The organism is Streptomyces sp. NPDC056738, from assembly GCF_042790435.1.
Lineage (GTDB): Bacteria > Actinomycetota > Actinomycetes > Streptomycetales > Streptomycetaceae > Streptomyces.
The window spans coordinates 35,112-56,286 of the sequence record NZ_JBHTZF010000022.1 but is presented as its reverse complement, the minus strand read 5'-3'; the positions used below and the strand labels follow the sequence as shown (position 1 = coordinate 56,286).

19 protein-coding genes are annotated in these 21,175 nt (G+C 71.1%); 8 read left to right on the top strand and 11 right to left on the bottom strand.

All coding sequences use genetic code 11. The features are described from left to right. Positions 1-14: 14 nt before the first annotated feature. From ACFRIC_RS38020 to ACFRIC_RS38005, 4 genes are read right to left on the bottom strand one after another with little or no spacing between them, the layout of a single operon-like run. A complete protein-coding gene (locus ACFRIC_RS38020; RefSeq protein WP_382796099.1) occupies positions 15-830 on the bottom strand; it encodes an ABC transporter permease in 816 nt (271 codons plus the stop codon). A gap of 10 nt (positions 831-840) precedes the next feature. Beyond that, positions 841-1,731: an ABC transporter permease gene (locus tag ACFRIC_RS38015; protein ID WP_382796097.1), complete on the bottom strand. Its 891-nt coding sequence runs from the start codon at positions 1,729-1,731 to the stop codon at positions 841-843. A gap of 7 nt (positions 1,732-1,738) precedes the next feature. Then, on the bottom strand, positions 1,739-2,947 hold the full coding sequence (locus ACFRIC_RS38010; protein ID WP_382796095.1) for an ABC transporter substrate-binding protein: 1,209 nt from the start codon (positions 2,945-2,947) through the stop codon (positions 1,739-1,741). Between the two features lie 26 nt (positions 2,948-2,973). Beyond that, positions 2,974-4,065, bottom strand: coding sequence for an ABC transporter ATP-binding protein (locus tag ACFRIC_RS38005; RefSeq protein ID WP_382796093.1), 1,092 nt, complete (start codon positions 4,063-4,065; stop codon positions 2,974-2,976). Between the two features lie 122 nt (positions 4,066-4,187). On the opposite strand from ACFRIC_RS38005, the gene ACFRIC_RS38000 reads away from it, so the two are divergent. Beyond that, positions 4,188-5,006 carry a FadR/GntR family transcriptional regulator gene (locus ACFRIC_RS38000; RefSeq protein WP_382796091.1) on the top strand — a complete coding sequence of 273 codons (819 nt, stop codon included), beginning with the start codon at positions 4,188-4,190 and terminating at the stop codon, positions 5,004-5,006. Further along, entirely contained in the window at positions 4,963-5,742 is a 780-nt protein-coding gene (locus ACFRIC_RS37995; protein WP_382796089.1) for a cache domain-containing protein, read from the top strand. The genes ACFRIC_RS38000 and ACFRIC_RS37995 overlap by 44 nt, the downstream gene beginning before the upstream one ends. Before the next feature lie 64 nt (positions 5,743-5,806). On the opposite strand, the gene ACFRIC_RS37990 is transcribed toward ACFRIC_RS37995, so the two are convergent. Continuing rightward, a complete protein-coding gene (locus tag ACFRIC_RS37990) occupies positions 5,807-6,466 on the bottom strand; it encodes a hypothetical protein (protein WP_382796087.1) in 660 nt (219 codons plus the stop codon). 269 nt (positions 6,467-6,735) lie between these two features. Between ACFRIC_RS37990 and ACFRIC_RS37985 the strand changes: the two genes are divergently transcribed. From ACFRIC_RS37985 to ACFRIC_RS37975, 3 genes are read left to right on the top strand one after another with little or no spacing between them, the layout of a single operon-like run. Continuing rightward, positions 6,736-7,392, top strand: a complete 657-nt coding sequence (locus tag ACFRIC_RS37985) for a helix-turn-helix domain-containing protein (RefSeq protein WP_382796085.1) — start codon at positions 6,736-6,738, stop codon at positions 7,390-7,392. A 32-nt stretch (positions 7,393-7,424) separates the two neighbouring features. Beyond that, positions 7,425-7,955 carry a toxin-antitoxin system, toxin component gene (locus ACFRIC_RS37980; RefSeq protein ID WP_382796194.1) on the top strand — a complete coding sequence of 177 codons (531 nt, stop codon included), beginning with the start codon at positions 7,425-7,427 and terminating at the stop codon, positions 7,953-7,955. A 13-nt stretch (positions 7,956-7,968) separates the two neighbouring features. Continuing rightward, positions 7,969-9,201 (top strand): MAB_1171c family putative transporter, encoded by a 1,233-nt coding sequence (locus ACFRIC_RS37975; protein WP_382796084.1) that lies wholly within the window; start codon positions 7,969-7,971, stop codon positions 9,199-9,201. 29 nt (positions 9,202-9,230) lie between these two features. On the opposite strand, the gene ACFRIC_RS37970 is transcribed toward ACFRIC_RS37975, so the two are convergent. Next, on the bottom strand, positions 9,231-10,274 hold the full coding sequence (locus tag ACFRIC_RS37970) for an alpha/beta fold hydrolase (protein WP_382796083.1): 1,044 nt from the start codon (positions 10,272-10,274) through the stop codon (positions 9,231-9,233). A 254-nt stretch (positions 10,275-10,528) separates the two neighbouring features. On the opposite strand from ACFRIC_RS37970, the gene ACFRIC_RS37965 reads away from it, so the two are divergent. After that, on the top strand, positions 10,529-10,759 hold the full coding sequence (locus ACFRIC_RS37965) for a hypothetical protein (protein ID WP_382796082.1): 231 nt from the start codon (positions 10,529-10,531) through the stop codon (positions 10,757-10,759). Between the two features lie 132 nt (positions 10,760-10,891). Here the strand turns inward: ACFRIC_RS37965 and ACFRIC_RS37960 are convergent, their stop codons facing one another. Next, positions 10,892-11,629 carry a 4'-phosphopantetheinyl transferase gene (locus ACFRIC_RS37960; protein ID WP_382796081.1) on the bottom strand — a complete coding sequence of 246 codons (738 nt, stop codon included), beginning with the start codon at positions 11,627-11,629 and terminating at the stop codon, positions 10,892-10,894. After that, entirely contained in the window at positions 11,577-12,485 is a 909-nt protein-coding gene (locus tag ACFRIC_RS37955; RefSeq protein ID WP_382796079.1) for a metallophosphoesterase family protein, read from the bottom strand. The genes ACFRIC_RS37960 and ACFRIC_RS37955 overlap by 53 nt, the downstream gene beginning before the upstream one ends. 251 nt (positions 12,486-12,736) lie before the next feature. On the opposite strand from ACFRIC_RS37955, the gene ACFRIC_RS37950 reads away from it, so the two are divergent. Further along, positions 12,737-13,969 (top strand): ATP-grasp domain-containing protein, encoded by a 1,233-nt coding sequence (locus tag ACFRIC_RS37950; protein ID WP_382796077.1) that lies wholly within the window; start codon positions 12,737-12,739, stop codon positions 13,967-13,969. Between the two features lie 201 nt (positions 13,970-14,170). Further along, a complete protein-coding gene (locus ACFRIC_RS37945) occupies positions 14,171-15,856 on the top strand; it encodes a carbohydrate binding domain-containing protein (RefSeq protein ID WP_382796075.1) in 1,686 nt (561 codons plus the stop codon). Between the two features lie 126 nt (positions 15,857-15,982). Here ACFRIC_RS37945 and ACFRIC_RS37940 read toward each other — a convergent pair whose 3' ends face one another. From ACFRIC_RS37940 to ACFRIC_RS37930, 3 genes are read right to left on the bottom strand one after another with little or no spacing between them, the layout of a single operon-like run. After that, positions 15,983-18,739: a bifunctional YncE family protein/alkaline phosphatase family protein gene (locus tag ACFRIC_RS37940; RefSeq protein WP_382796074.1), complete on the bottom strand. Its 2,757-nt coding sequence runs from the start codon at positions 18,737-18,739 to the stop codon at positions 15,983-15,985. 4 nt (positions 18,740-18,743) lie between these two features. Continuing rightward, a complete protein-coding gene (locus ACFRIC_RS37935; RefSeq protein WP_382796072.1) occupies positions 18,744-20,129 on the bottom strand; it encodes an ABC transporter permease in 1,386 nt (461 codons plus the stop codon). Continuing rightward, positions 20,126-21,067, bottom strand: a complete 942-nt coding sequence (locus ACFRIC_RS37930; RefSeq protein ID WP_382796070.1) for an ABC transporter ATP-binding protein — start codon at positions 21,065-21,067, stop codon at positions 20,126-20,128. The genes ACFRIC_RS37935 and ACFRIC_RS37930 overlap by 4 nt, the downstream gene beginning before the upstream one ends. Between the last annotated feature and the right edge of the window lie 108 nt (positions 21,068-21,175).

Genomic DNA, 21,175 nt, shown 5'->3' with positions numbered 1-21,175 from the left:
TCGCGCGGCGCCCGTCAGATCCGGCTTTCCGTGGCCGTGTCCGCGGACAGGCGCTGGGCCACGTAGATCGGGATCACCGAGAGCAGGACGAGCACGGCGGCCACGACGTTCACGACCGGCGCCTGGCGGGGCCGGGTCATGTTGTCGAAGATCCAGATCGGCAGGGTCTCGATGCCGGGCCCGGCGGTGAACGTCGTCACGACGATCTCGTCGAAGGACAGCGCGAAGGCGAGCAGCGCGCCGGCCAGGAGCGCCGAGCGCACCAGCGGGAAGGTGACGTCGACGAAGGCCCGGAAGGTGTCCGCGCCCAGGTCCATCGCCGCCTCCTCGTACGTTCCCGACGTACGGCGCAGTCGCGCGACCACGTTGTTGAAGACGACGACGATGCAGAAGGTGGCGTGGCCGACGATCACGGTGAACATGCCGAGGCCGACGCCGAGCGGTTCGAGCACCGTGCTGAACGCCGAGTTGAGCGCGATGCCCGTGACGATGCCGGGCAGCGCGATCGGCAGGACGACCACGAAGGAGACGGTGTCCCGGCCGAAGAACCGGTGGCGGGCGACGGCCAAGGCGACGAGCGTGCCCAGCACCAGCGCGATCGCCGTGGCGCCGAGGCCGGCCTTGACCGAGACCCACAGCGCGGCGCGGGCCCCCTCGTTCTCCCAGGCGACCGACCACCAGTGGAAGGTGAGCCCGGACGGCGGCCAGCTCGCGCTGCGGTCCCGGTTGAAGGAGTTGACCAGGACGAGGGCGAGGGGCACGTAGATGAACGCGAAGCCGAGCCCGGCGGCGACGCGCAGCGCGATACGCGCGGGACGGGAGAGTTGCACAGCGGGCTCCTCAGAGACTGCTCAGGGCGCCCGTGCGGCGCATCGCGAGGAGGTACACCACGATGACCACGACGGGGACCGTGCCGAGCGCGGCGGCCATGGGCAGGTTCAGTTCGATGTTGGAGTAGACGACGTTGCCGATGAGCTGGGTCTTGCCGCCGACGATCTGCACGGTGATGTAGTCGCCGAGGCTGAGCGAGAAGGTGAACACCGAGCCGGCGGCCACGGACGGCAGGACCATCGGCAGCACCACCGACCGGAAGGTGCGGCCCGCGCGGGCCCCCAGGTCCGCCGAGGCGTCCAGCAGGTTGGCGGGCAACTGCTCCAGCGCGGTGTGGATCGGCAGGATCATGTACGGAAGCCAGAGGTAGGTCAGCGCGATGATCGCGGCCGTGAGTCCGTACCCGGGTCCGCTCAGTCCCAGGGGCTTCAACACCCAGTCGGCGAGGCCGTCCTGAGAGAGGATCAGCCGCCAGGCGTACACCTTGACGAGATAACTCGCCCACAGCGGGGTGAGGATGGCGACGACCAGCAGCGGGCGCCGCTGCGGCCGGGCGATCCGGGCCGTGTAGAAGGCGACGGGGAACGCGATCACGGCGCACAGGGCGGTGACGGCGAGGGCGACCCCGACGCTGCGCAGGATCACCTGGCGGTAGACGGGGGTGGTCAGGAGCTGGTGGAAGTTGTCGGTCGACCAGACCTTCACCACTTCGGAGGTGAAGGAGTCCGTCGTCCAGAAGGCCGAGACGAACAGCACGGCCAGGGAGCCGAGATAGAGCACCGTCAGCCAGAGCAGCGGTGCGGTCAGCAGCAGGGACAGCCGCAGCCGGGAGTGCCGGTGCAGTGTCCCCGCGAGCCGCCGGACGGGGGAGCGTCCGGCGGCCTGCGGGATGGAGGTCATCGTTCGGTCAGCCCTTGATCTCGGTCCAGGCCTGGACCCACTTGGCGTACGGGACGCACTTGACGTCGGTGCGGCCGTCGAGGCACTGCTCGATGGGCGTGTTCCAGAAGGCGATGTTCTTCCAGTAGCTCTCGTCGGTGGCGTGGTAGGTGTCGCAGAAGGACTTGTCGCTGGTGTACCGACAGGCCTCGGAGTTGGCCGGCGCCTCACCGAAGTACTCGGCCACCTGGGCGTTCACCTTCGGCGAGATGATCCAGTCCATCCACTTGTAGGCGCAGTTGGGGTGCTTGGCCTTGGCGGAGACCATCCAGGTGTCGGACCAGCCGGTGGAACCCTCCTCGGGCACGAAGGCCTTCACCTTGGCGCCCTCGTCGGCCGTCAGGTTGGCGATGACCTGCCAGGTGGTGCCGACCACGGAGTCGCCGCTCTTGAAGGCGGAGATCTCCTTGAGGTAGTCGCTCCAGTACTCCCCCACGTTCGCGCTCTGCTTCTTCAGCAGGGCGACGGCCGCGTCGAACTGCTTCTGGTCGAGCGCGTAGGGGTCCTTGATCTTCAGCTCGGGCTTGGTCGCCTTCAAATACAGCGCCGCGTCGGCGATGTAGATCGGCGAGTCGTAGGCGGTGACGTGGCCCTTGTTCGCCGAGGCGTCGTCGAAGACCGCCGACCAGGACGTGGGGGCCGGGCTGACCTTCTCGGTGTTGTACATCAGGAGGTTGGCGCCCCGGCCGTGCGGGATGCCGTACATCTGGCCCTTGACGGAGTTCCAGGCGCCCTTCTTCAGGCCGCTGAAGACGTTCTTGTAGTTCGGTACGAGGCTGGTGTTGACGGGGGCCGCGTCGCCCGAGGCGATGAGGCGCAGGGAGGCGTCACCGGAGGCGGAGACGGCGTCGTACTGACCGGTCTTCATCAGCTTGACCATCTCGTCGGAGCTGGCGGCGACCTTGGAGTTGACCTGGCAGCCGGTCTGCTTCTCGAAGTCGCCGACCCAGTCGACCTTGGGGTCGTTGGAACCGTCCTCGACATAGCCGGCCCAGGCGATCAGGTTGACCTGGCCCTCGGTCTTGCCGAGCTTCGACTGCGCCTTGAGGTCGGGTGGGTTGAGGCCGGTGGACGCGGAGGAGCCCGTACCGGACGATCCGCAGGCGGTGGCGGCGAGGAGCACCGCGACGGCGGCGGCGGCCTTGAGGGGTGGGGTGAGGCGCACGGCGTACTCCATACGTGACGGTGGACTGAGCGGGAGGGTCAGCGGGGGTCGGGGACCTGGAAGGCGTGGCGGCGGTGCCACCGGAGCCGGACCCGGGTGCCGCGCAGGGCGGCGACGTCCTCGGAGGAGGTGTCCAGGTTCTGCTGGAGCGCGGTGAGGCGGCCGCCCGCGTCGAGATCGACCAGGAAGCGGGTGGCGTCGCCGAGATAGACGACCTCGGCGACGGTGCCGGTGGCGGTCGAGTGCTCCGGCTCGCCGGCCGCGCCGGCGTCGGCGGACCCGGCGCCGTCGGCGGGATCCGTGGGCCCGGCGGGATCCGTGGGCTCCGCGAGGACCCGGATCTTCTCCGGCCGGATGCTGTACGTGCCCGGGGCGCCGACGATCTGCTGCGCCGACTGCCCGTCGAGCAGATTGGACGTACCGACGAAGCCCGCGACGAAGGCGGTGGCGGGGCGTTCGTAGATCTCGGCCGGGGTGCCGACCTGTTCGATGCGGCCCTGGTGGAAGACGGCGATGCGGTCGCTCATCGTCAGGGCCTCCTCCTGGTCGTGGGTGACGAACACGAAGGTGATGCCGACCTCGCGCTGGATCGCCTTGAGTTCGACCTGCATCTGCTCACGCAGCTTGAGGTCGAGGGCGCCGAGGGGTTCGTCGAGGAGCAGGACGCTGGGGCGGCCGACCAGAGCCCTCGCGAGAGCCACGCGCTGGCGCTGCCCTCCGGAGAGCTGACCCGGACGGCGGCGCCCGAACCCTTCCAGGCGGACGTCCGCGAGTGCCTTGCGGGCCCGGACCAGCCGTTCGGCCTTGGGCACCTTGCGGACCTTGAGTCCGTAGGCGACGTTCTCCTCGACGGTCATGTGCGGGAACAGGGCGTAGTCCTGGAAGACGGTGTGCACGTCCCGTTCGAAGGGGGCGAGACCGGTGACCTCCTGGCCCGCCAGTTCGATCCGGCCCTCCGTCGGGCTCTCGAATCCGGCGATCATCCGCAGCACGGTCGTCTTGCCCGAGCCCGAGGGACCGAGCATCGAGAAGAACTCGCCGTCGGCTATCTCCAGATCGACTCCGGCCACGGCGGTCGTCTCACCGAACGCCTTGCGCAGGCCCTGGAGCCGGATCGCCTTTGCCTCCATGGGCGGGGAACCTTTCTGGTGCGTTGGTGCGTTGCAACACTGACCGGAAAGATATGAAGCCATAGTTCAAAGCTCAAGACCCCCTTAGAGTAAAGGTTGAGTCAACGCACAAGGTGGTGACCGTGAAGCAACACAGGGGCGACGGCGTCCGCAGAGCCGTCTTCACACCCGTGGACAACCGCGCCCGCGTCGAGACGGTCGTGCACCGGATCGGTGACGCCATCGAGCTGGGGCTGCTCGCCGACGGCGAGCAACTGCCGGGAGAGATGGAGCTGGCCGGCCAGCTCGGCGTGTCCACGGTCACCCTGCGCGAGGCCCTCATGGCCCTGCGGCAGCAGGGACTGGTCACCACACGGCGTGGGCGCGGCGGCGGCAGCTTCGTGTCGCTTCCCGAAGTCCCCGGCGAGGAAAGGCTGTTGGCCCGGCTGGCCGGGTGGAGCACCGAGGAGCTGCGCGACCTGGGCGACCACTGGGCCGCGCTGTCCGGAGCGGCGGCCCGGCTCGCGGCGCAGCGGACCGAGCCGGACGACCTCAAGGCCCTGCGGCGCACCCTGGACGACCTGTCGGCCGCCGAGGACGCCGCCGCCCGCAGCCGCGTCTACGGCCGCTTCCACGTCGAGCTCGCCGCGGCGGCGCAGTCCGCGCGGCTGACGCGTGAGCAGGTCGTGCTCCAGACCGAGGTGGGGGCGCTGATGTGCCTCGTGCTGGGGGACGACGAATATCGTGAAGAAGTCGCCGACCGTCACCGCTCCGTAATCTCGGCCGTGCAAGATGGGGCCCACGATTCGGCCAGAGCACTGGCCGAGCGGTGCGTGGTGGACTCGACGGCGCGGCTCATCACCCTGCGCCTCCAGATGCCGCGTGCCGTGTCAGGTACGCGTCCACTGGAGGGCACCCATGCGCAGGAGCCCCGGGCCGGCCGGCGCGACGGCGACGCTTGACGTCTCCGCCGAGGCGGCCGTCGCCACGCAGGTCCGCTGCACGCTGGAGGCCGTCTTCGACGCGGTCGCCGACACCCGGGCCGACGCGGCCGCGCTGCTCACCCGCGTCGCCGCCGGGGGCCGCCGCCCCGCGACGGTGGACCTGGCGGCACTGCGACCGGGACTGCATCTGCGGCTGACCCGGCAGGAGTTGGTGTCGGGCGCCGGGTTCGTGGCGGCACCGGGCCTCCTCGGCGACGTACCGGCGTGGCTGGAGTGGTGGCAGCAGGGTTCCGACGGCAGCGTACGACCGCTGCTGCTCGACCTCGACCCGGCGCACTCCGCGTACTCGGACTACACGCACTGGGACTGGTTCGCCCTCCCCCGCGACACCGGGCAGCGCGCGGTCGCCGGGCCCTACGTCGACTACCTCTGCTCCGACGAGTACAGCCTGACGCTGTCCGCTCCGGTCCAGGTGGAGGGCCGGTTCGTGGGGGTCGCCGCGGCCGACGTGTATCTGCGGCACTTCGAGCAGGCGGTCGTCCCGCTGCTGCAACGGCTGCCCGGAGCCGCCTTCCTGGTGAACGCCCGCGGCCGGGTGGCCGCGTCGGCGGATCCCGCGCATCTGGCCGGATCACTCGTCAAGGGGCCCGACTTCGCGGCCGTGCTGGCGGCGGCCCGCGGCACCCGCCACGAGGACATGCGGCTCGTCCCCTGCGACAGTGTGCCCCTCGTCCTCGTCATGCCGGGCGGCTGAACGCGCCGATCCGCCCCCTGGGACCGCGTCCCTCGGTCCCCTCCGCGCCGGGAGTCAACGCGCGTCACACGGCACGAAGCTCCGCCGCGCCGTTGCGCGTCTTGCGTGCCCTGCCCGGTCCGCCCGCGACCGGCCGGGCCGCGTCGCGCAGCACCAGGGTGATGCGCGAATACCCCATGTCCTGAAGGGCCTTGGGGGTCTCGTCGACGATCCGGCAGTCCGTGCCGCCCCAGCGGGGATCGGGGTGGACCAGCGGGCGCACGGCCCCGTCGTGCTCGACCCCGCGCGGTCCGACGGCCTCGATCCAGTGCGGCAGGCCGTGCCGGTAGGCGGCGTCCATGATCGGGTCCTGGGCGATGTCCCGGCGGATCGCCTGGAGTCCGCGGTCCTGGCCGTTGCGCTCCACGGCCGCGGCGAAGTGCGCGAGCATCGGCAGGCACCAACTCGACTCGTGCTCGCCGAGGACCGACCCGGCGTCCGGGTGGAACAGCACGAAACGCAGGAAGTTGTCGCCCGGCATGGCGGTCGGATGCGCGCCCACGCCGGAGAAAAGTGTCTCGAACGCGTCGTTGGACAGCACGACGTCCCAGCGGCGGTCGAAGACGAAGGAGGGGAAGGGCACGGCCTCGAGGAGCGTGGCGTAGTCCTGGAGGTACGCCTGCGCTTCGAGACTCTCGGGGACAGGTCGCGGCTGGGACCGCTGCCTTCCTGCCTGGTACGCCATCGGGAGGTCACCCCTCTTGCCTCTGCGGCCTTCACGCGGCGCCCCGATCCTGCTGCCCCGGAGACAGGCGTGTCAACTATCGTGGCATTTGGCGCTTGTTGACGGCTGAATCTCGCCACAGTTGTGGCGAGACCTGGATGTGAGTTCGAGCGACCGGCTAGGCTCCGGATGGTCCCCGGTCTTGCCGCCGGGATGGTTCCTGACCCTCGTGTCCACATGGTTCCCGAACTTCGTGAGAGCCACCTGAGAGAGACGTAGGAGATCTGTCGGTGACGGATGGCTTCGAGGTTCCGTGCGCCACGGCGACGGTTCTGCTGCAGGCCGTCGTGGCCAGGGTCACCGCACTCGCCGACCGGCTCGGCGTGCCGCAGGCGGAAGTCTTCGACGTCCGGCGGCTGTCGGCCGAGTCCGGTGTCCCCGAACCCGTCGCGAAGGCCCTGCTGGGCGGCCGGCCCGCCGGTGAACCCGACCTGCAGGCACGGTTCCTGCAACGCCTCGACCTGCTGCGGCGCACCCGGCTCAAGCCCAACGGCCGCCGCTACACGCAGCAGGAGATAGCGGACGGTGCCGGCATGTCCCGGCAGCAGGCGGGCGCCCTCATCAACGGCGACCGGCGCCCCACCATGGAGCACTGCGACGCCATCCAGCGCTTCTTCCGGGTGCACGCCGGGTTCCTCACGGCCGAGGACTCCGAAGCGCTCGTGGGCGCGCTCCAGCGGTCGGAGCAGGAACTCCTGCAGCGCCTCGCGGACCGCGAACGGGCCGCCGCCACCGTCGCCCACGATCCGCTCGAACGGCTGCTCCTCGACCACGGCGTCCGCGGGATCGCCTGGCGGGCCGCGCAGTTGCCCACCGACCAGCACCGGGACAAGGTCGCGGAATGGCTGGACATGCTCCTGGAGAGCGTCAAGCGGCCAGAGTCGTGAGCCGGGGGAGACCAGTGGGCATCGGAAGGGAAATGCGCCGCCTGTGCGGCGAACTCGTCTCGGAGCTCTCGCTCCCGGCACCGGCGGCACCCGCCGACCTCTACACCGAGCTGTGCGGCGCGATGAGCAGGCGCCGCGGGCGTCCCGTCCAGTTCCGTACGGCCGCCTTCCCGCCCGGCACCGCCAGCGGGCTGTGGCTCGACATGGCCGAACAGGACCTGGTCGTCATCGAGGAACGCACCGCGCCCGACCACCAGTTGGTCATCCTCGGTCACGAGCTGTGGCACATGAAGGCCGGGCACTGCAGCCATCACGTCGAGGGCGCGGCCGTCGCGGCGCGCTTATTGAACGACGGTGCCGATCTTCAGGCCACCGTCCTGAAAGTGGCGGCGCGCACCCGCTTCGACCGCGCCGACGAGCAGGAGGCCGAGAGCTTCGGACTCCTGCTCGCGAGCAAGTGCCGTACCTGGCTGGCCGGTTCCTCGCTCCGCGGCCCGGTGCAGCGACACGGCCTGGCCGGCCGCATCGAGGCCTCCCTGGGCTGTCGCGGGCCGCGAGGCTGAAGGTCCCGGGGGCATGGACGGATCCAGCTACTACATCCCGGCCGTCGCCATGGGCGCGGCGATCGCGTTCAAAGGCCCCTCGCTGCTGCGCGGCCGGCGCGATCCGCTGCTGCGCTCCGTGGGCGCGCTCCTCGCCCTCGCCGGCCTGGTGTTCCTCTTCGCGGCCCCGCCGACCATCGCCGCCGTCAACGACGCCACCGGGATAGCCAACATCTCGGCCCCCCTCGTCTACTGCCTGCTGAGCGCCTACAGCGCCTCCTGTCTGGTGCTGATCATCAACTGGCGCGGCGGACCGCCCGAGGTGACGCGGCGGCTCTCCCGCCGCTGGATCCTCGGATACACCGTGGTCGGCGTGGCACTGATCGTCCTGTTCGCCCTCGGGGACGCCTCCGTCGAACGGCTGCGCGACCTCGACACGTACTACGCCAACACGCCCTTCATCCGCGAGATGATCGTCCTGTACCTCGCGTCGCTGACCGTCGCCGGTGTCGCGATGAACTTCATGTGCTGGCGCTGGGCGATCCAGGTGCAGGGCCGGCTGCGCGCCGGGCTGGTGATCATCGCCTTCGGGTCCCTGTGCAACATCCCTTACTCCGCCGCCAAGTTCACCGCCGTGGTCGCCCGCTGGAACAGCGCGGACCTGGACGGCCTCAGTACCAACGTGGCCCCCATGCTGGCCTCGGCCGGGGCCCAGATCACCGCGGTCGGCTTCTGCCTCCCCCTCGCCTGGCGCCGTGTCGAGGACGTCTGGAACACCTGGTCGGCCTACCGGCGGCTCGGACCGTTGTGGCGGGAACTGAAGCCGGTCGCCGTGCCGGAGGACCGCGCGGTGCGGATGTCCTGGTGGACGCCCGCCGAACTCCAGGTCACCCAGCGGGAGTCTGACATCCACGACGGCATGCTGAGCCTCTACCCCTACTTCGACTCCGAGGTGCGCTCCCGGGCGTACGGGGCCGCGGTCGCGGCGGGCTCCTCCGCCGCCGAGGCGCACGCCGAGGCCGACGCGGCGATGGTGACGGTCGCGGTGCGGGCACGGGCCGCCGACCCGGAGGGCCGTGTCATCCGCTCGGCGGAGACGGCGGACCCGCCGCCCGTGACCGGGACCGCTCCCGCGCACACCGACGGCCGCCGCGACCTCGTCCGCATGTCCGACGCGCTGCGTCACTCGCCGGTCGTCGCGGCCGTCCGGGGCCGGGCGGACGCCACGACCGGACCGGGACACGACACCCGCGAACGAACCGGCTGACCCCGCACCGCCGTCCCCCGGCCGGGTCCTCAGGTCGCGCTGCGTTCGCTCGCCTCGCGCAGGTCCCGTTCCAGCGAACGGTTCCGCGCGGTGTCCGGCTGCCCCGCCGCCGTACCCGGGCGTCCGGCGCGCAGCAGCTCGCGCCAGCGTTCGCGGCTCCAGTCGGCCGGACTGGTGGTGGTCGTGAACTCCTCGACCAGGGCGAGGAAACGCGCCGGATCGCTGTGGAAGGGGAAGTGACCGGCTCCCTCGAAGATCTCCAGACGGCTGCCCGGCATTGCCGCGTGCGCCCCGTGGGCGTGCCGCACCGGCACCACGCTGTCCCGGTCCCCCCAGAGCAGCATGGTGGGCATGCCCTCGGTGAGATAGCAGCGGTCGAGCATGGTGACCGCCTGGCCGCGCCAGTCGACCACGGCCCGCAGGGTCCGGACGAACGCGCTGCGGGAGGTGGCGTCGGGAAGCGCGTCCACGAGATGCACCAACTCCGGTGCGTCCTGCGCCAGATCGGCGTCGAGCAGCCGCATCAGGCGCAGGAACAGGCCCACGTTGAGCCGCATGCCGGGCAGTCGCAGCAGGGACAGCATCAGATGCGCGCCCGGCAGCGACACGGCACGCAGGACGGGATTGACCTCGCCGCCCACTCCGCCCGCGCTGACCAGGATCAGCCGCTCGGTGCGCTCGGGGAACTGGTAGGCGAACTGCATCGCCACTCCCCCGCCCAGCGAGTGCCCGACCAGGGTGGCGGACTCGATGTCGAGCGTGGCCAGCAGATCGCGCACGCCGTTCGCGTAGGCGGCCACCGAGTAGTCGGCGCGCGGCTTGTCGGACGCGCCGTGGCCGAGCAGGTCGGGTGCGATGACCGTATGGGTGCGGGCGAGGTCGGGGATCAGCTCCGCCCAGGTCGCCGAGGAGTCGCCTATGCCGTGGATCAGGACGAGCGCGGGGCCCTGTCCCGCCATCCGGTAGGCGCGCCGGTAGCCGTGCACGAGGCGGTGATGCAGACGCAGTTCTCCGTCACCGACGGAACGCAGCCGCGCGGTGCGCCGCGACTGCCGGGGCTGTACGTCGACCACGGGCCGACCTCCCGTTCCCAGGCCGCCGCGATGACGGCACCCGAGCCGCCTTCACGGCGGCCTGCGGGGCCGTCCCGCGGACGGCCCCGAGCTCTTCCCTCCAGCGTAGGGGCCCTGTTCCACCTGGGGTTTCGGTGAGGTTTCGCCTCCGCTAAGCGGGCGAACCTCCCCGGTCGGAAACCGCATTGTCAGTGGCGGACGGCAAGCTGGGGTCAGGACCAGTGTCACGACAAGCCGACCAGGGGAGCCGTCCGATGCCGACAGCCGTACTGACCGACCACGAACGCGCCGCCGTGCAGGCCTACCTCCGCCTCCTCCAGACGGTACGAGCGGCTTTCGACGGCCCGACGGACGGCGGCCGGCCCCCCATGGTCCCGCCCGCCGTGCTCGCCGAGACGGAACGGGCCCTGAAGGCGGCCGGCCTCGCGGGCAACGAGGACGCGTTCTTCGAACTGCTGCACGCCTGGTGCCCGGATCCGGGCTGACCGCCCGCAGGCGGGGGGGCGGGGCTCGGCGTGGAGACGTACGGGCCCGGCGCCCGGCCGGTCGGGGCGTACGGCCGGGGTGGGCCGGCGATCGCGGGTTCGGGTCGGGTGCCCTGGCCGTGCGTCGTACGGTCAGACGGTGGCCGGGCCCGGCGCCGAGCCCGGTCCGGCGTGCGGGACCGTGATCGCGCTCGCGACCAGGCCGCCCCGTACCGTCCAGCGGCCGGTGAAGACCTGGACCGGAACCCCGTCCACCACGGGCCCCGGAACGAGAAGTTGAGCGCTCAGCCCGCCCGAGAGGCCGTCCGCTGCGGGCGTCGGGTCGAGGGGCGTCGGGTCGACGGAGATGGCGATGTCGGCCCCGGAGAAGTCGAGCCATTTGCCGGTGAGCGGGAACCACGCCTTGTAGACCGACTCCTTGGCGCTGAACAGCAGCCGGTCCCAGTGGACGGCGGGGACCTGTGCGGCGAGCCGGTCCAGACGGTCCGACTCCCCGGGCAGGGCGACGGCCTCCAGGACGTCGTCGGGGAGCGCCAGATGGGGTTCGGCGTCGATGCCGAGGGAGGCCAGATCGCCGGCCCGGGCGAGCGCGGCGGCGGCGTAGCCCTCGCAGTGCGTCATGCTGCCGATGACGCCTGCCGGCCACCGCGGGGCGCCACGCTCGCCCGGCAGCACGGGCCCGGGGGCCACACCCAGCTTCTCCATGGCACGCCGGGCGCAGACGCGCACGGTGGCGAACTCGCGGCGCCGCTTGCCCACGGCGCGGGTCAGGACCGCCAGTTCCTCGGGGTACAGACTCGCGTCCCCGGCCGGTTCGTCACCGTGGCTCTCCACGGCCACCACCGACTCCGGAAGCAGCTCCTCCATCACCGGCTTTGACCTCCATCGGCAGAATGCGGCGCAGCGCGGCCGGCGGTCCCGGTCGCTTGCGCCATTCTCGCGGATAGCCCACCGACACCTCTTCGAACCGGACACCCTCGTGCCAGGTGGTCCGGGGGATGTGCAGGTGTCCGTAGACCATGGTCTCGACGCGGAACCTGCGGTGCCAGTCGGCGGTGGCCTCCGTACCGCACCACATGGCGAACTCGGGGTGCCACAGGACGTCCATCGGGTGGCGGTCCAGGGGGTAGTGGTTCACCGGGACGACCGGCAGTCCGTCGGGGATCTCGGCGAGTCTGCGCTCGGTCAGGGCCACCCGGGCCCGGCACCAGTCCTCGCGGCTCGGATACGGGTCGGGGTGGAGCAGGTACTCGTCCGTGCACACGATGCCGGTCCCCTCGGCGTACGCCAGCCCCTCGGCCTTGGTGGCGCAGCCCTGCGGCAGGAAGGAGTAGTCGTAGAGGAGGAAGAGCGGCGCCACGACGGCGGGACCGCCGGGGCCGTTCCAGACGGGGTAGGGGTCCTCGGGGGTGACGACGCCCAACTCCCGGCACAGGGACACCAGATGCTCGTAGCGGGCCACACCGCGGAGCTGGACCGGATCCTTGGGATGGGTCCACAGCTCATGGTTGCCGGGCACCCAGACGACCTTCTCGAACCGTTCGCCGAGCGTCGTGAGCGTCCACCGGATGTCCTCGACGATCTCCCCGATGTCACCGGCCACCAGGAGCCAGTCCCGGTCCGTCTCGGGGCGCATGTCCTCGACCAGGGCGCGGTTCTCCGCGTAGCCGATGTGCAGGTCGCTGATGGCCAGCAGATTTCCGGCACCGCCGTCTGTAGGCCGCACGCGCCACCCCCGTAGAAAGCGAATACCGACACCACAGCACACGCTCCCGCCACCGGACAAGGAGGCCCGGGCGGGCAGGCGGGCGAATCCGTAACATCCCTGTAGCAGCATGAGGGTTCCCGGACCCTTATGATCGCCCCAACACCACCGCTCCAATCTGCTTTCGCGTGCGACGGCTCGGTGTACCTCCCCCAACCCTGGCCGGGCCCGGCCCGCTCCGCCGTGCCCGCGAACCCCGAATGGTGGCTTGCATGGGCTCTCCCGTACGCGTCTGGCTCAACCGCACGTACGCGGAGAACGTCTTCTTCATGGACCAGCTTCGCCATAATCCGCAGCACCGCGCGGTCGAGATCCACGCCACCCACGGTGACGCCGACTCCCCCGTCCTGGCCGCCGCCGACACCGCCGAGCCGGAGCCCGAGGGCCTGTCGCCGCGCGCCTACGTCGAGTACGCGCTCGACATGTGCGCACGCCGTTCCGTCGACGTGTTCGTGCCGGTGCTGCACCAGGACGCGATCGTGGCGCAGCGCGCCGAGTTCGCGGCGCTCGGGACGGCGCTGCTGGCGCCGCCTGCGGAGGCGGTCGCGGTCTTCCACGACAAGGCCGTCGCCTACCAGGCCGTGGAGGCCGTGGGCATCCCGGTCCCTCCGTGGTACCGGGTACGCACGGTGGAGGAACTCGTCGTGGCGGTCGAGGAGTTGGAGGCGGGTGGTCACCGGGCCTGCTTCAAGCCGGCGGCCGGGGCGGGCGGTGTGGGCTTCCGGGTCATCACCCGCACGCCCTTCTCGCTCCTGCACCTGAACGGCTTCCCGAGCCCGTACGTGCCTCTGGAGCTGGTGGTGGAGGCGCTGCGCACGGCCACGGAGCCGGTCGACTGGCTGGTGATGCCGCACCTCGGACAGCCGGAGGTGTCGGTGGACTGTCTCACCGGGCCGGACGGCCGCGTCCGCATGGCCATCGGCCGCACCAAGAACGGCCGTCGACGCGGGTTCACCCTCGACGAGGCGTGGATCGAGCCCGCCCGGCTGCTCGCCGAGGCGTTCGGGCTGCACTATCTGTCCAACATCCAGTTCCGTATGTTCGGCGACGAGCCGGTGCTGATGGACGTGAACACGCGTCCTGCGGGCGGGCTGCACCAGATCGCCCAGTGCGGAGTCAACGCCCCATGGGCGGCCGTGCAGTTGGCGCTCGGCGAGGAGACGGGCGAGGTGGTCCCGCCGTTCCTCGGACCGGACTACACGGTGGTCGCGGGGCCGCGCCCGGTGCGTCCGGTGTCGCTGCCGGCGCAGCGGACCGAGCCGGGCGTGCCCACCCTGTCCGCCATGCCGGCGCAGACCGCGGAACCGGCGTCCCCGCAGCCCGTACCGTCCCCGCAGCCCGTGCAGTCGGCGCCCTCCGCACAGCCCCTGCCGGCCGACGCGACGGCCGCCGCCGTTCCGGCCCAGTCCGCCGCTGCCGCCACCGCGGCGATCGCCCCGGCCTAGGCCCCGACCTAGGCCCTGGTCTAGGGCCTGGCGACCCCGGCCCGGAATCCGGCCGGAGGCCGGGTCGGCGCCGCTCCCCCTTTACCGGTCTGGACCAATTCCCGCGCAGTGTCTTGACAGCGGGATTGGTCCATACCAACTTGGTTGCGCACCTCTCTGCACTCCCGAACACCCCCATATCTCCAGGGAGATCGCGTGCGCATGACCATGCTCAGACGTTCCAGACACCGTTTCCTCGCCCTGCTGGGCACGGCCGCGCTGGCCCTCGCCGGCGCGGTCGCCCTGCCGGGTACCGCGGAGGCCGCCAACATCCTGTCCAACCCGGGATTCGAGACCGGCGGCCTCTCCCCCTGGTCCTGCTCCGGGAACCTGGGATCGATCGTCTCCAGCCCCGTGCACGGGGGCTCCAAAGCCCTCGCGGGGGCGGTGAGTTCGAGTGACAACGCCCAGTGCACCCAGACCGTCTCGGTCCAGCCGAACACGACGTACAGCCTCTCCGGCTGGGTGCGCGGCAGCTACGTCTACCTCGGCGTGGACGGCGGTGCCTCGACCTGGACGACGTCCCCGTCGGCGTACAGCCAGCTCACCGTCTCCTTCACCACCGGGGCCTCGCAGACCAGCGCCAAGATCTACGTCCACGGCTGGTACGCGCAGGGCACCTACTACGCCGACGACATCAGCCTCGACGGCCCGGGCGGCGGTGGCGGCGGGACCGACACCCAGGCACCGACCACGCCTACCAACCTGACCTCCACCGGCAAGACTTCGTCCAGCGTGTCCCTGTCGTGGGGTGCGTCGAGCGACAACGTCGGCGTCACGGCGTACGACATCTACAGCGGCTCCAACAAGGTGCTCAGCGTGTCGGGCACGAGCGGCACGGTCAGCGGGCTGTCGGCGAGCACCGCCTACACGTTCACCGTCAAGGCGCGTGACGCGGCCGGGAACACCTCGGGTGCGTCCAACGCGGTCAGTGTCACCACGTCCGCGGGCGGTGGAGGCGGGACGGGCTTCAAGCAGGCCGCTCCCTATCTGTACGAGGGCTGGGGCGACCCCCCGAACCCGACCACGGTGATGAACGCGACCGGGATCAAGTGGTTCACGATGGCGTTCGTGCTCGACTCCGGCGGCTGCAACCCCGCCTGGGACGGAAGCCGGGCGCTGACCGGCGGTGTCGACCAGACGGCGATCAACCAGATCCGTTCCGCGGGCGGTGACATCGTCCCGTCGTTCGGTGGCTGGCAGGGCAGCAAGCTCGGCGCCAACTGCTCCTCGGCGAGCGCGCTCGCCGGTGCGCTGCAGAAGGTGATCGACGCCTACGGCCTCAAGGCGATCGACATGGACATCGAGAACACCGACGAGTTCGAGAACGAGGCCGTGCAGGCCAGGATCCTGACCGCGCTGAAGACCGTCAAGGCCAACAACCCCGGCCTGAAGACGATCGTCACCTTCGGCACCTCGACGACCGGCCCGACCTACTACGGCAACCGGCTCATCGAGCAGGCGCAGTCGCTGAACGCGAACATCGACGTGTTCACCATCATGCCGTTCGACTTCGGCGGCGGCTCCGACATGTACGGCAACACGGTCAACGCGACCGAGGGGCTGAAGACCAAGCTGAAGTCGACGTTCGGCTGGGACGACGCCACGGCCTACTCGCACATCGGCATCTCCGGCATGAACGGTCTGTCCGACCAGCAGGAGAACACGACCCCGGCGATCTGGACCTCGATCCGTGACTGGGCGAACAGCCACCACATCGCCCGGCTCGCCTACTGGTCGGTCAACCGCGACCGGTCCTGCCCCGGCGGCGGCGTGGTGAGCAACTGCTCCGGCATCAGCCAGAGCACCTGGCAGTTCACGTCGATCACGGCCGGCTTCACGGGCTGACGCCGACGGGAACGAGCGCAACGCGGTGGGCCGCCCGGGACGTGATCCGGGCGGCCCATCTCTTTGTGCCTGTACGTCAGCCGGCGGGCCGGCAGTCACCGACTGCCGGTTGCCGGGCGACGGTCGTCAGCCGTCGGACTCCGACGACGGCAGGTAGGCGCCCGGCACGTCCTTCGGCGCGAAGATCCGGTGCTCGCCGGGGTACGGCTTGGTCCACCCGTGCGTCTGGTACCAGGTGAAGTGGTTCATCTGCGCGGGGTTGGCGAAGTCCGGAACGGCGTTCGGCCCGGTCAGCCGCTGACGCGACTTCCAGGTGTCCCACGTCGCCGCGAGCGCCCGCTTGTCCGCCGGGACCTTCGCCGACGGCACGGGCGCCGCGGCGGGATTCTGCGGCGCCGGGGTGTCCAGACCGCAGGAGGGCGCGGTCTTGAGGCCGTCGGTCAGCGAGGTCCGGTTGGGCAGCGCCGTGAACGGCGTGTAGTCGGGACGCCCGGTGAAGGCGGCGCGCATCGGAGTGGCCGCGCTGTCCTTCTGGTTCATGGGGTGGACGCCGAGGATCTGCTCGATGGTCCGGATCAGCGTGATCTGCGAGTAGTAGTGGCTGTCGACGACGCCGTGCCGGGCCCAGGGGCTGATGATCTGGATCGGCGCGCGGTGGCCGTCGACGTGGTCGAGACCGGCCTGGGAGTCGTCCTCGACCACGAAGACCGCCGAGTCCTTCCAGTACGGGCTGTGCGAGATCTCGTCGACGATCCTGCCGGTCGCGAGGTCGTTGTCCGCGACCTGGGCGGCCGCGTTCGCGGGACCGCCGGTGTGGTCGCTGGAGAGCCAGAACATGTTCAGGTTCGCCGGACCGTTCTTCTCGAAGTCACGCTTCCAGATCTCCTCCCGGTAGATGTCCGGGACGCTGGTGTCGAACTTCGCGAAGCCGTGCACGGACACGTCGTTGAGCGACGGGATCGGCGAGGACGAGTTCAGTGTGTACGCGGTGTCCTGGCCGGTCGACGTCATGTTGCGGGAGTCGCAGTACAGGTTCTGCCAGGTGGCGTCGGCCGGCTTGGTGAGGAACTGCTGGAACTCGCCGAAGTCCCGGGCCGACTTGCCCGCGGCCTGCGCACCGGTCCACAGGAAGCCGGTCCGCTGGTGGCCGAGGGCGTCGTCCTCGGTGTCGTAACTGCGCGCGTACTCACCGGCCGAGGACTCGGTGTACTCCGGATCGTCCGCCTGCATCAGCCAGTTGTGGCCCTCGGCCGAGTTCGTGCCGATGTCGTACGTGTTGTCGTAGAGGCCGAACTGCCGGGCCAGAGCGTGCTGGTTGGGCGTCACGTTCTCGCCGAACTGGGCCAGCGACGGATCGCCGTCGCCCTCCGGCACGTCCCCGAAGACCTGGTCGTACGTGCGGTTCTCCTTGACGATCAGGAAGACGTGCTTGATCGTCGAGGGCTCGCCGAGCCGTTGCGGGACGGGCACCGGCTTCGCGTGGTTCCTGCCCGGGGACCGGGCGACCGAGCCGCTGGTCCAGCCGTTCTGCCGGAAGACCTTGGCCGTCTGGGCCCGGACCACGCTGTCGTCGGGCAGGGTGAACCGCTGCACGCTCGACGTGGTGTCGTGCGTCCCGTGCCCGGCCGCCGTGGTGGTCCGGCGGGCGTCGACGCCACGGGTGTTGGAGACCACGATGTCCTTGCCGACGGCGGCGATCTCGGCGGGGAAGTAGTCCGTCGGCAGCAGACCGATGTACCGGACCGGGTCCTGCGGCGACCGGTACCGGTAGACGGCCACGGCGTTGGCGCGGCCGAGCGTCACCAGCAGGTGCCCGTCGTCGGTGAGCGTCACCGCGTCGGGCTCGTACCCCACCGAGGCCTCGGGCCACGGCTGGGTCGCGATGGTCTGGACGACCTTGTTCCGGGTGGTGTCGATGACCGACACGTCGTTGGTGGCGGTGTTGGTGACGAACAGCGCCCGGCCCTTGGCGTACAGCGCGGTCGGGTGCAGGCCCACCGGGATGCTCGTGACGGCGGCGGCCGGGTCCGCGGGGTCGATGACGCTGACGGTGCCGGTCGTGGTCGCGGCGGTGACCGGGTCCGCGGGCACCTGGGTGTTGTACGAGTTGATGGTGGTGTCGCCGTCCCGGGCCGGGCGCCCGCCCTCGTTGCTCACGTAGAGCTTGCCGCCCGCCTCCACCAGGCCGCGCGGGGCGTTGCCCACGTTCCAGCTCTGGCGGACGGTCCCGGTGGCCGCGTCGATGGCGACCACCCGGTTCTGTCCGTTGACCGCGGAGTACACGGTGGTGCCGTCGGAGGAGAACACCGCCGCGCCCACCAGCGCGTGCTTGGGCCCGTCCGCCGCGATCGGGACGGCCACCGGGTTCGTGACGCCGCCGTCCGCGTTCACGGTGAACCGGGTGTAGCCGTCGGTCTGGCCGAGCCAGAGCTGCGAGCCGTCGGGCGAGTACGTCGGGCCTTCCTGGCCCACGCTGTTGCCGCTGATGCGCGGGACGGAGGACGCGGAGCTGCCGACGAGCTGCTGCACCTTCCAGCTCTTCAGGTCGACGATCGCGAGGGCGCTGCCGCCGTCGGTGACCGAGGCCGCCAGGTGGGTGCCGTCCGGGCTGACCGAGGACGACATGATCTTCCCGTTCTGGACGACCAGCCGGTCGCCGTACGGGGCGATGTACTGGTCGCTGGAGACGACCTGGCCGCGATCGGTGACCTGGCCGACCTGGTCGGTGCCGAAGTCCGTCGTCCGGGCGAACGCGGCCCCTGCCGCGACGAGGGCGAGCGCGGTGATGCCCGCCGTCACCAGAGGTATCCGTCGTCCCGTGTATCTGCGAAGTGGGCTCGAACGCCCCTTCTCCGCACTCCGTCGGCGACGCGTCACCTGCATGGGGTCATCCCTTCGTGATGGCGAGCAGGTCGACGTCGCCGTCGAACTGCCACAGCGGATTCGGTGCGTCCCCGGCCGGGGTGCGGACCAGGAAGTAGCCGTTCACCTCTTTCGGCCCGTCGCCGTCGGCCATGAAGCGGCCGTCCGGGGTGACGTCGAGCTGGTAGACGGCCGTCCCCACGGCGTCGACGCCGGGAAGGTGCCAGGTGATGACGCAGCGCCAGTCGTTGCCCGGCCCCTCGGCGGCGACCTTCACGCTGCCCTTGTCGCAGGCCGCCGTGGCCTTGAGCTGTGCCTCGGTGACGGCCGGGCGGTTGAGTTCGGCAGTCTGGAGCCGGTAGAGGTGGGCGAAGGCCGTCGCGGCCGAGCGCTGCACCTTGTCCTGTTCGATCCCGGAGCCCGTGGCCCCGGTGGTGAGCCCGACGACCACGGCGGTCACGGCGGCCAGCCCGACGAGCGGCAGAACGCCTCCGGTGACCGCGCCGCGGCCCGAGCCGTCGTGGGCCGCGTCGGTGAAGTCCCTCCGCATGAAGAGCAGATAGGCCGACACCGTCGCGGCCACCGCCCACGACAGGCTGACGGCGATGCCGATCAGGAGCGGACCGAGCTGTGCGGGGCTGGTGAACAGACCGCTCCAGGAGATGAAGGCGTAGCTGGGCAGCGCGAGGCGCACGGCGACGGGGAGCGGCATCATCTGGGCGAGCTGCATCGCGAGCGCGACGAGCGCCGGCAGCAGCAGCCCCATCGGGGAGCGCCCCAGCGTGATCGAGCCGAGCAGCCCCACCGCGGCGAGGGCCAGGGTCGGCGCGAGGACGCAGAGCCAGGCGAGCAGGACCTTGCCGGCGGCGTCCGCGGGGGTCAGCAGATGGCCGTCGAGGCCGACGAGCGGATGGACTCCGATCGCCACGGCTCCGCCGGCCGAGCTGGAGGCGACCAGCCCGGCCACGAGCAGCAGGACGACCGTGAGGCCGGCCAGGGTCTTCGCGACGAAGATGCGGCGCGGCGACCGGATCGCGACGAGCAGATGGCGCCAGGTGCCGAGCCGGTCCTCGGAGGCGAACACGTCACCGGCGACGACCGAGGTCAGCAGCGGGAGCGCCCAGGTGCCCGCGAAGCCGAGCATGACGAGCGGTCCGGCCCATCCGGTGGCGTGCATCCAGCGGCCGAAGAGGGTGTCGACGGGGAGCGTGCTCTGCTGTCCGACCGCGGCGACGAAGAGCGCGGGCACGATCCAGCAGGCGAGGACCAGCAGCCGGATCCGCCACTGGGAGACGAGTTTGACCACCTCGAAGCGGTAGACGCGGCCGACCGGCACGCGCGGGGCGGCGGCGCCGTCGTCGTCCGGGCCCACTGCCTCGAGGTCCGCGTCCTCGGCGACGGTCGCGGTCATCCGCCGGTCTCCTTCTGGTCGGTGAGGGCGAGGAACGCGGCTTCGAGGGGCGACACCACGGGGGCCAGCTCGCGCAGCGCGACGCCCGCGCCCACGAGCCGCACCACGAGTGCGTCGACGGCGGGCACCGGCGCGCGTACGACGAGGACGTCGGCGGAGTGCCGTGGCGCCGCCTCGTCGACGACCCGGATCCCGGCCGTGTCCAGGGCCAGCGAGCGGGCGGCGGCCGGGTCGGAGGTGAGCAGCCGGTAGTCGAGTTCACGGTTCTCGGCGGCCAGTTTGCCCAGCGGTCCGCTGAAGACGACCCGTCCGGTCGCGAGGATGGTGACCTCGGAGCACAGGGCCTGGAGGTCGTCCATGCGGTGGCTGGAGAGGACGACCGCGGTCCCGTTCGCGGCGAGCCGGTCGAGCACGCCGTGCACATGGCGTTTGCCCGCCGGGTCGAGGCCGTTGGAGGGTTCGTCGAGCACCAGCAGCCGGGGTTCGGTGAGCAGGGCGGCGGCCAGGCCGAGCCGCTGACGCATCCCCAGGGAGTAGCCGCGGGCCGGGTCGTCGGCGACGTCCGTGAGTCCGACCTGGCCGAGCACGTCGTCCACTCCGGCCGACCGGGCGCTCCGGCCGCGCAGTGCGGCCAGGGCGGCGAGGTTCTGCCGGGCGGTGAGCGAGGGGTAGAGGCCGGGTCCGTCGACGAAGCCGGCGACGCCGCCGGGCGCGGCGAGCGCCCGTCCGAGGGGGGTGCCGAGGATCTCCAGGCGGCCTTCGTCGGCGACGGCCAGGCCCAGCAGCAGACCGAGCAGGGTCGTCTTGCCGGCGCCGTTCTGTCCGACCAGGCCGTGGATCCGGCCGCGTGCCACATCCAGATCGACGCCGTCGAGTGCGACGACGTCGCCGAAGCACTTGGTGATCCCGCGAGCCCGGACGGCGAGGGGTCTGTCCATGGGTCCCTTCCTTCGAAGCACTCGACGCACTCGAAGCACTCAGGGACCCTAGGGACGCTACACAACGCGGGCACGGACAGCCGGTTGAACACGCAGGGAACGGATCGT

Coding starts and splice junctions, on each gene's coding strand:
- ACFRIC_RS38015 (WP_382796097.1), bottom strand. CDS start 1,731: ATGACCTCCATCCCGCAGGCCGCCGGACGCTCCCCCGTCCGGCGGCTC.
- ACFRIC_RS38010 (WP_382796095.1), bottom strand. CDS start 2,947: ATGGAGTACGCCGTGCGCCTCACCCCACCCCTCAAGGCCGCCGCCGCC.
- ACFRIC_RS38005 (WP_382796093.1), bottom strand. CDS start 4,065: ATGGAGGCAAAGGCGATCCGGCTCCAGGGCCTGCGCAAGGCGTTCGGT.
- ACFRIC_RS37995 (WP_382796089.1), top strand. CDS start 4,963: ATGCGCAGGAGCCCCGGGCCGGCCGGCGCGACGGCGACGCTTGACGTC.
- ACFRIC_RS37990 (WP_382796087.1), bottom strand. CDS start 6,466: ATGGCGTACCAGGCAGGAAGGCAGCGGTCCCAGCCGCGACCTGTCCCC.
- ACFRIC_RS37980 (WP_382796194.1), top strand. CDS start 7,425: ATGCGCCGCCTGTGCGGCGAACTCGTCTCGGAGCTCTCGCTCCCGGCA.
- ACFRIC_RS37975 (WP_382796084.1), top strand. CDS start 7,969: ATGGACGGATCCAGCTACTACATCCCGGCCGTCGCCATGGGCGCGGCG.
- ACFRIC_RS37965 (WP_382796082.1), top strand. CDS start 10,529: ATGCCGACAGCCGTACTGACCGACCACGAACGCGCCGCCGTGCAGGCC.
- ACFRIC_RS37950 (WP_382796077.1), top strand. CDS start 12,737: ATGGGCTCTCCCGTACGCGTCTGGCTCAACCGCACGTACGCGGAGAAC.
- ACFRIC_RS37945 (WP_382796075.1), top strand. CDS start 14,171: ATGACCATGCTCAGACGTTCCAGACACCGTTTCCTCGCCCTGCTGGGC.
- ACFRIC_RS37940 (WP_382796074.1), bottom strand. CDS start 18,739: ATGCAGGTGACGCGTCGCCGACGGAGTGCGGAGAAGGGGCGTTCGAGC.
- ACFRIC_RS37935 (WP_382796072.1), bottom strand. CDS start 20,129: ATGACCGCGACCGTCGCCGAGGACGCGGACCTCGAGGCAGTGGGCCCG.
- ACFRIC_RS37930 (WP_382796070.1), bottom strand. CDS start 21,067: ATGGACAGACCCCTCGCCGTCCGGGCTCGCGGGATCACCAAGTGCTTC.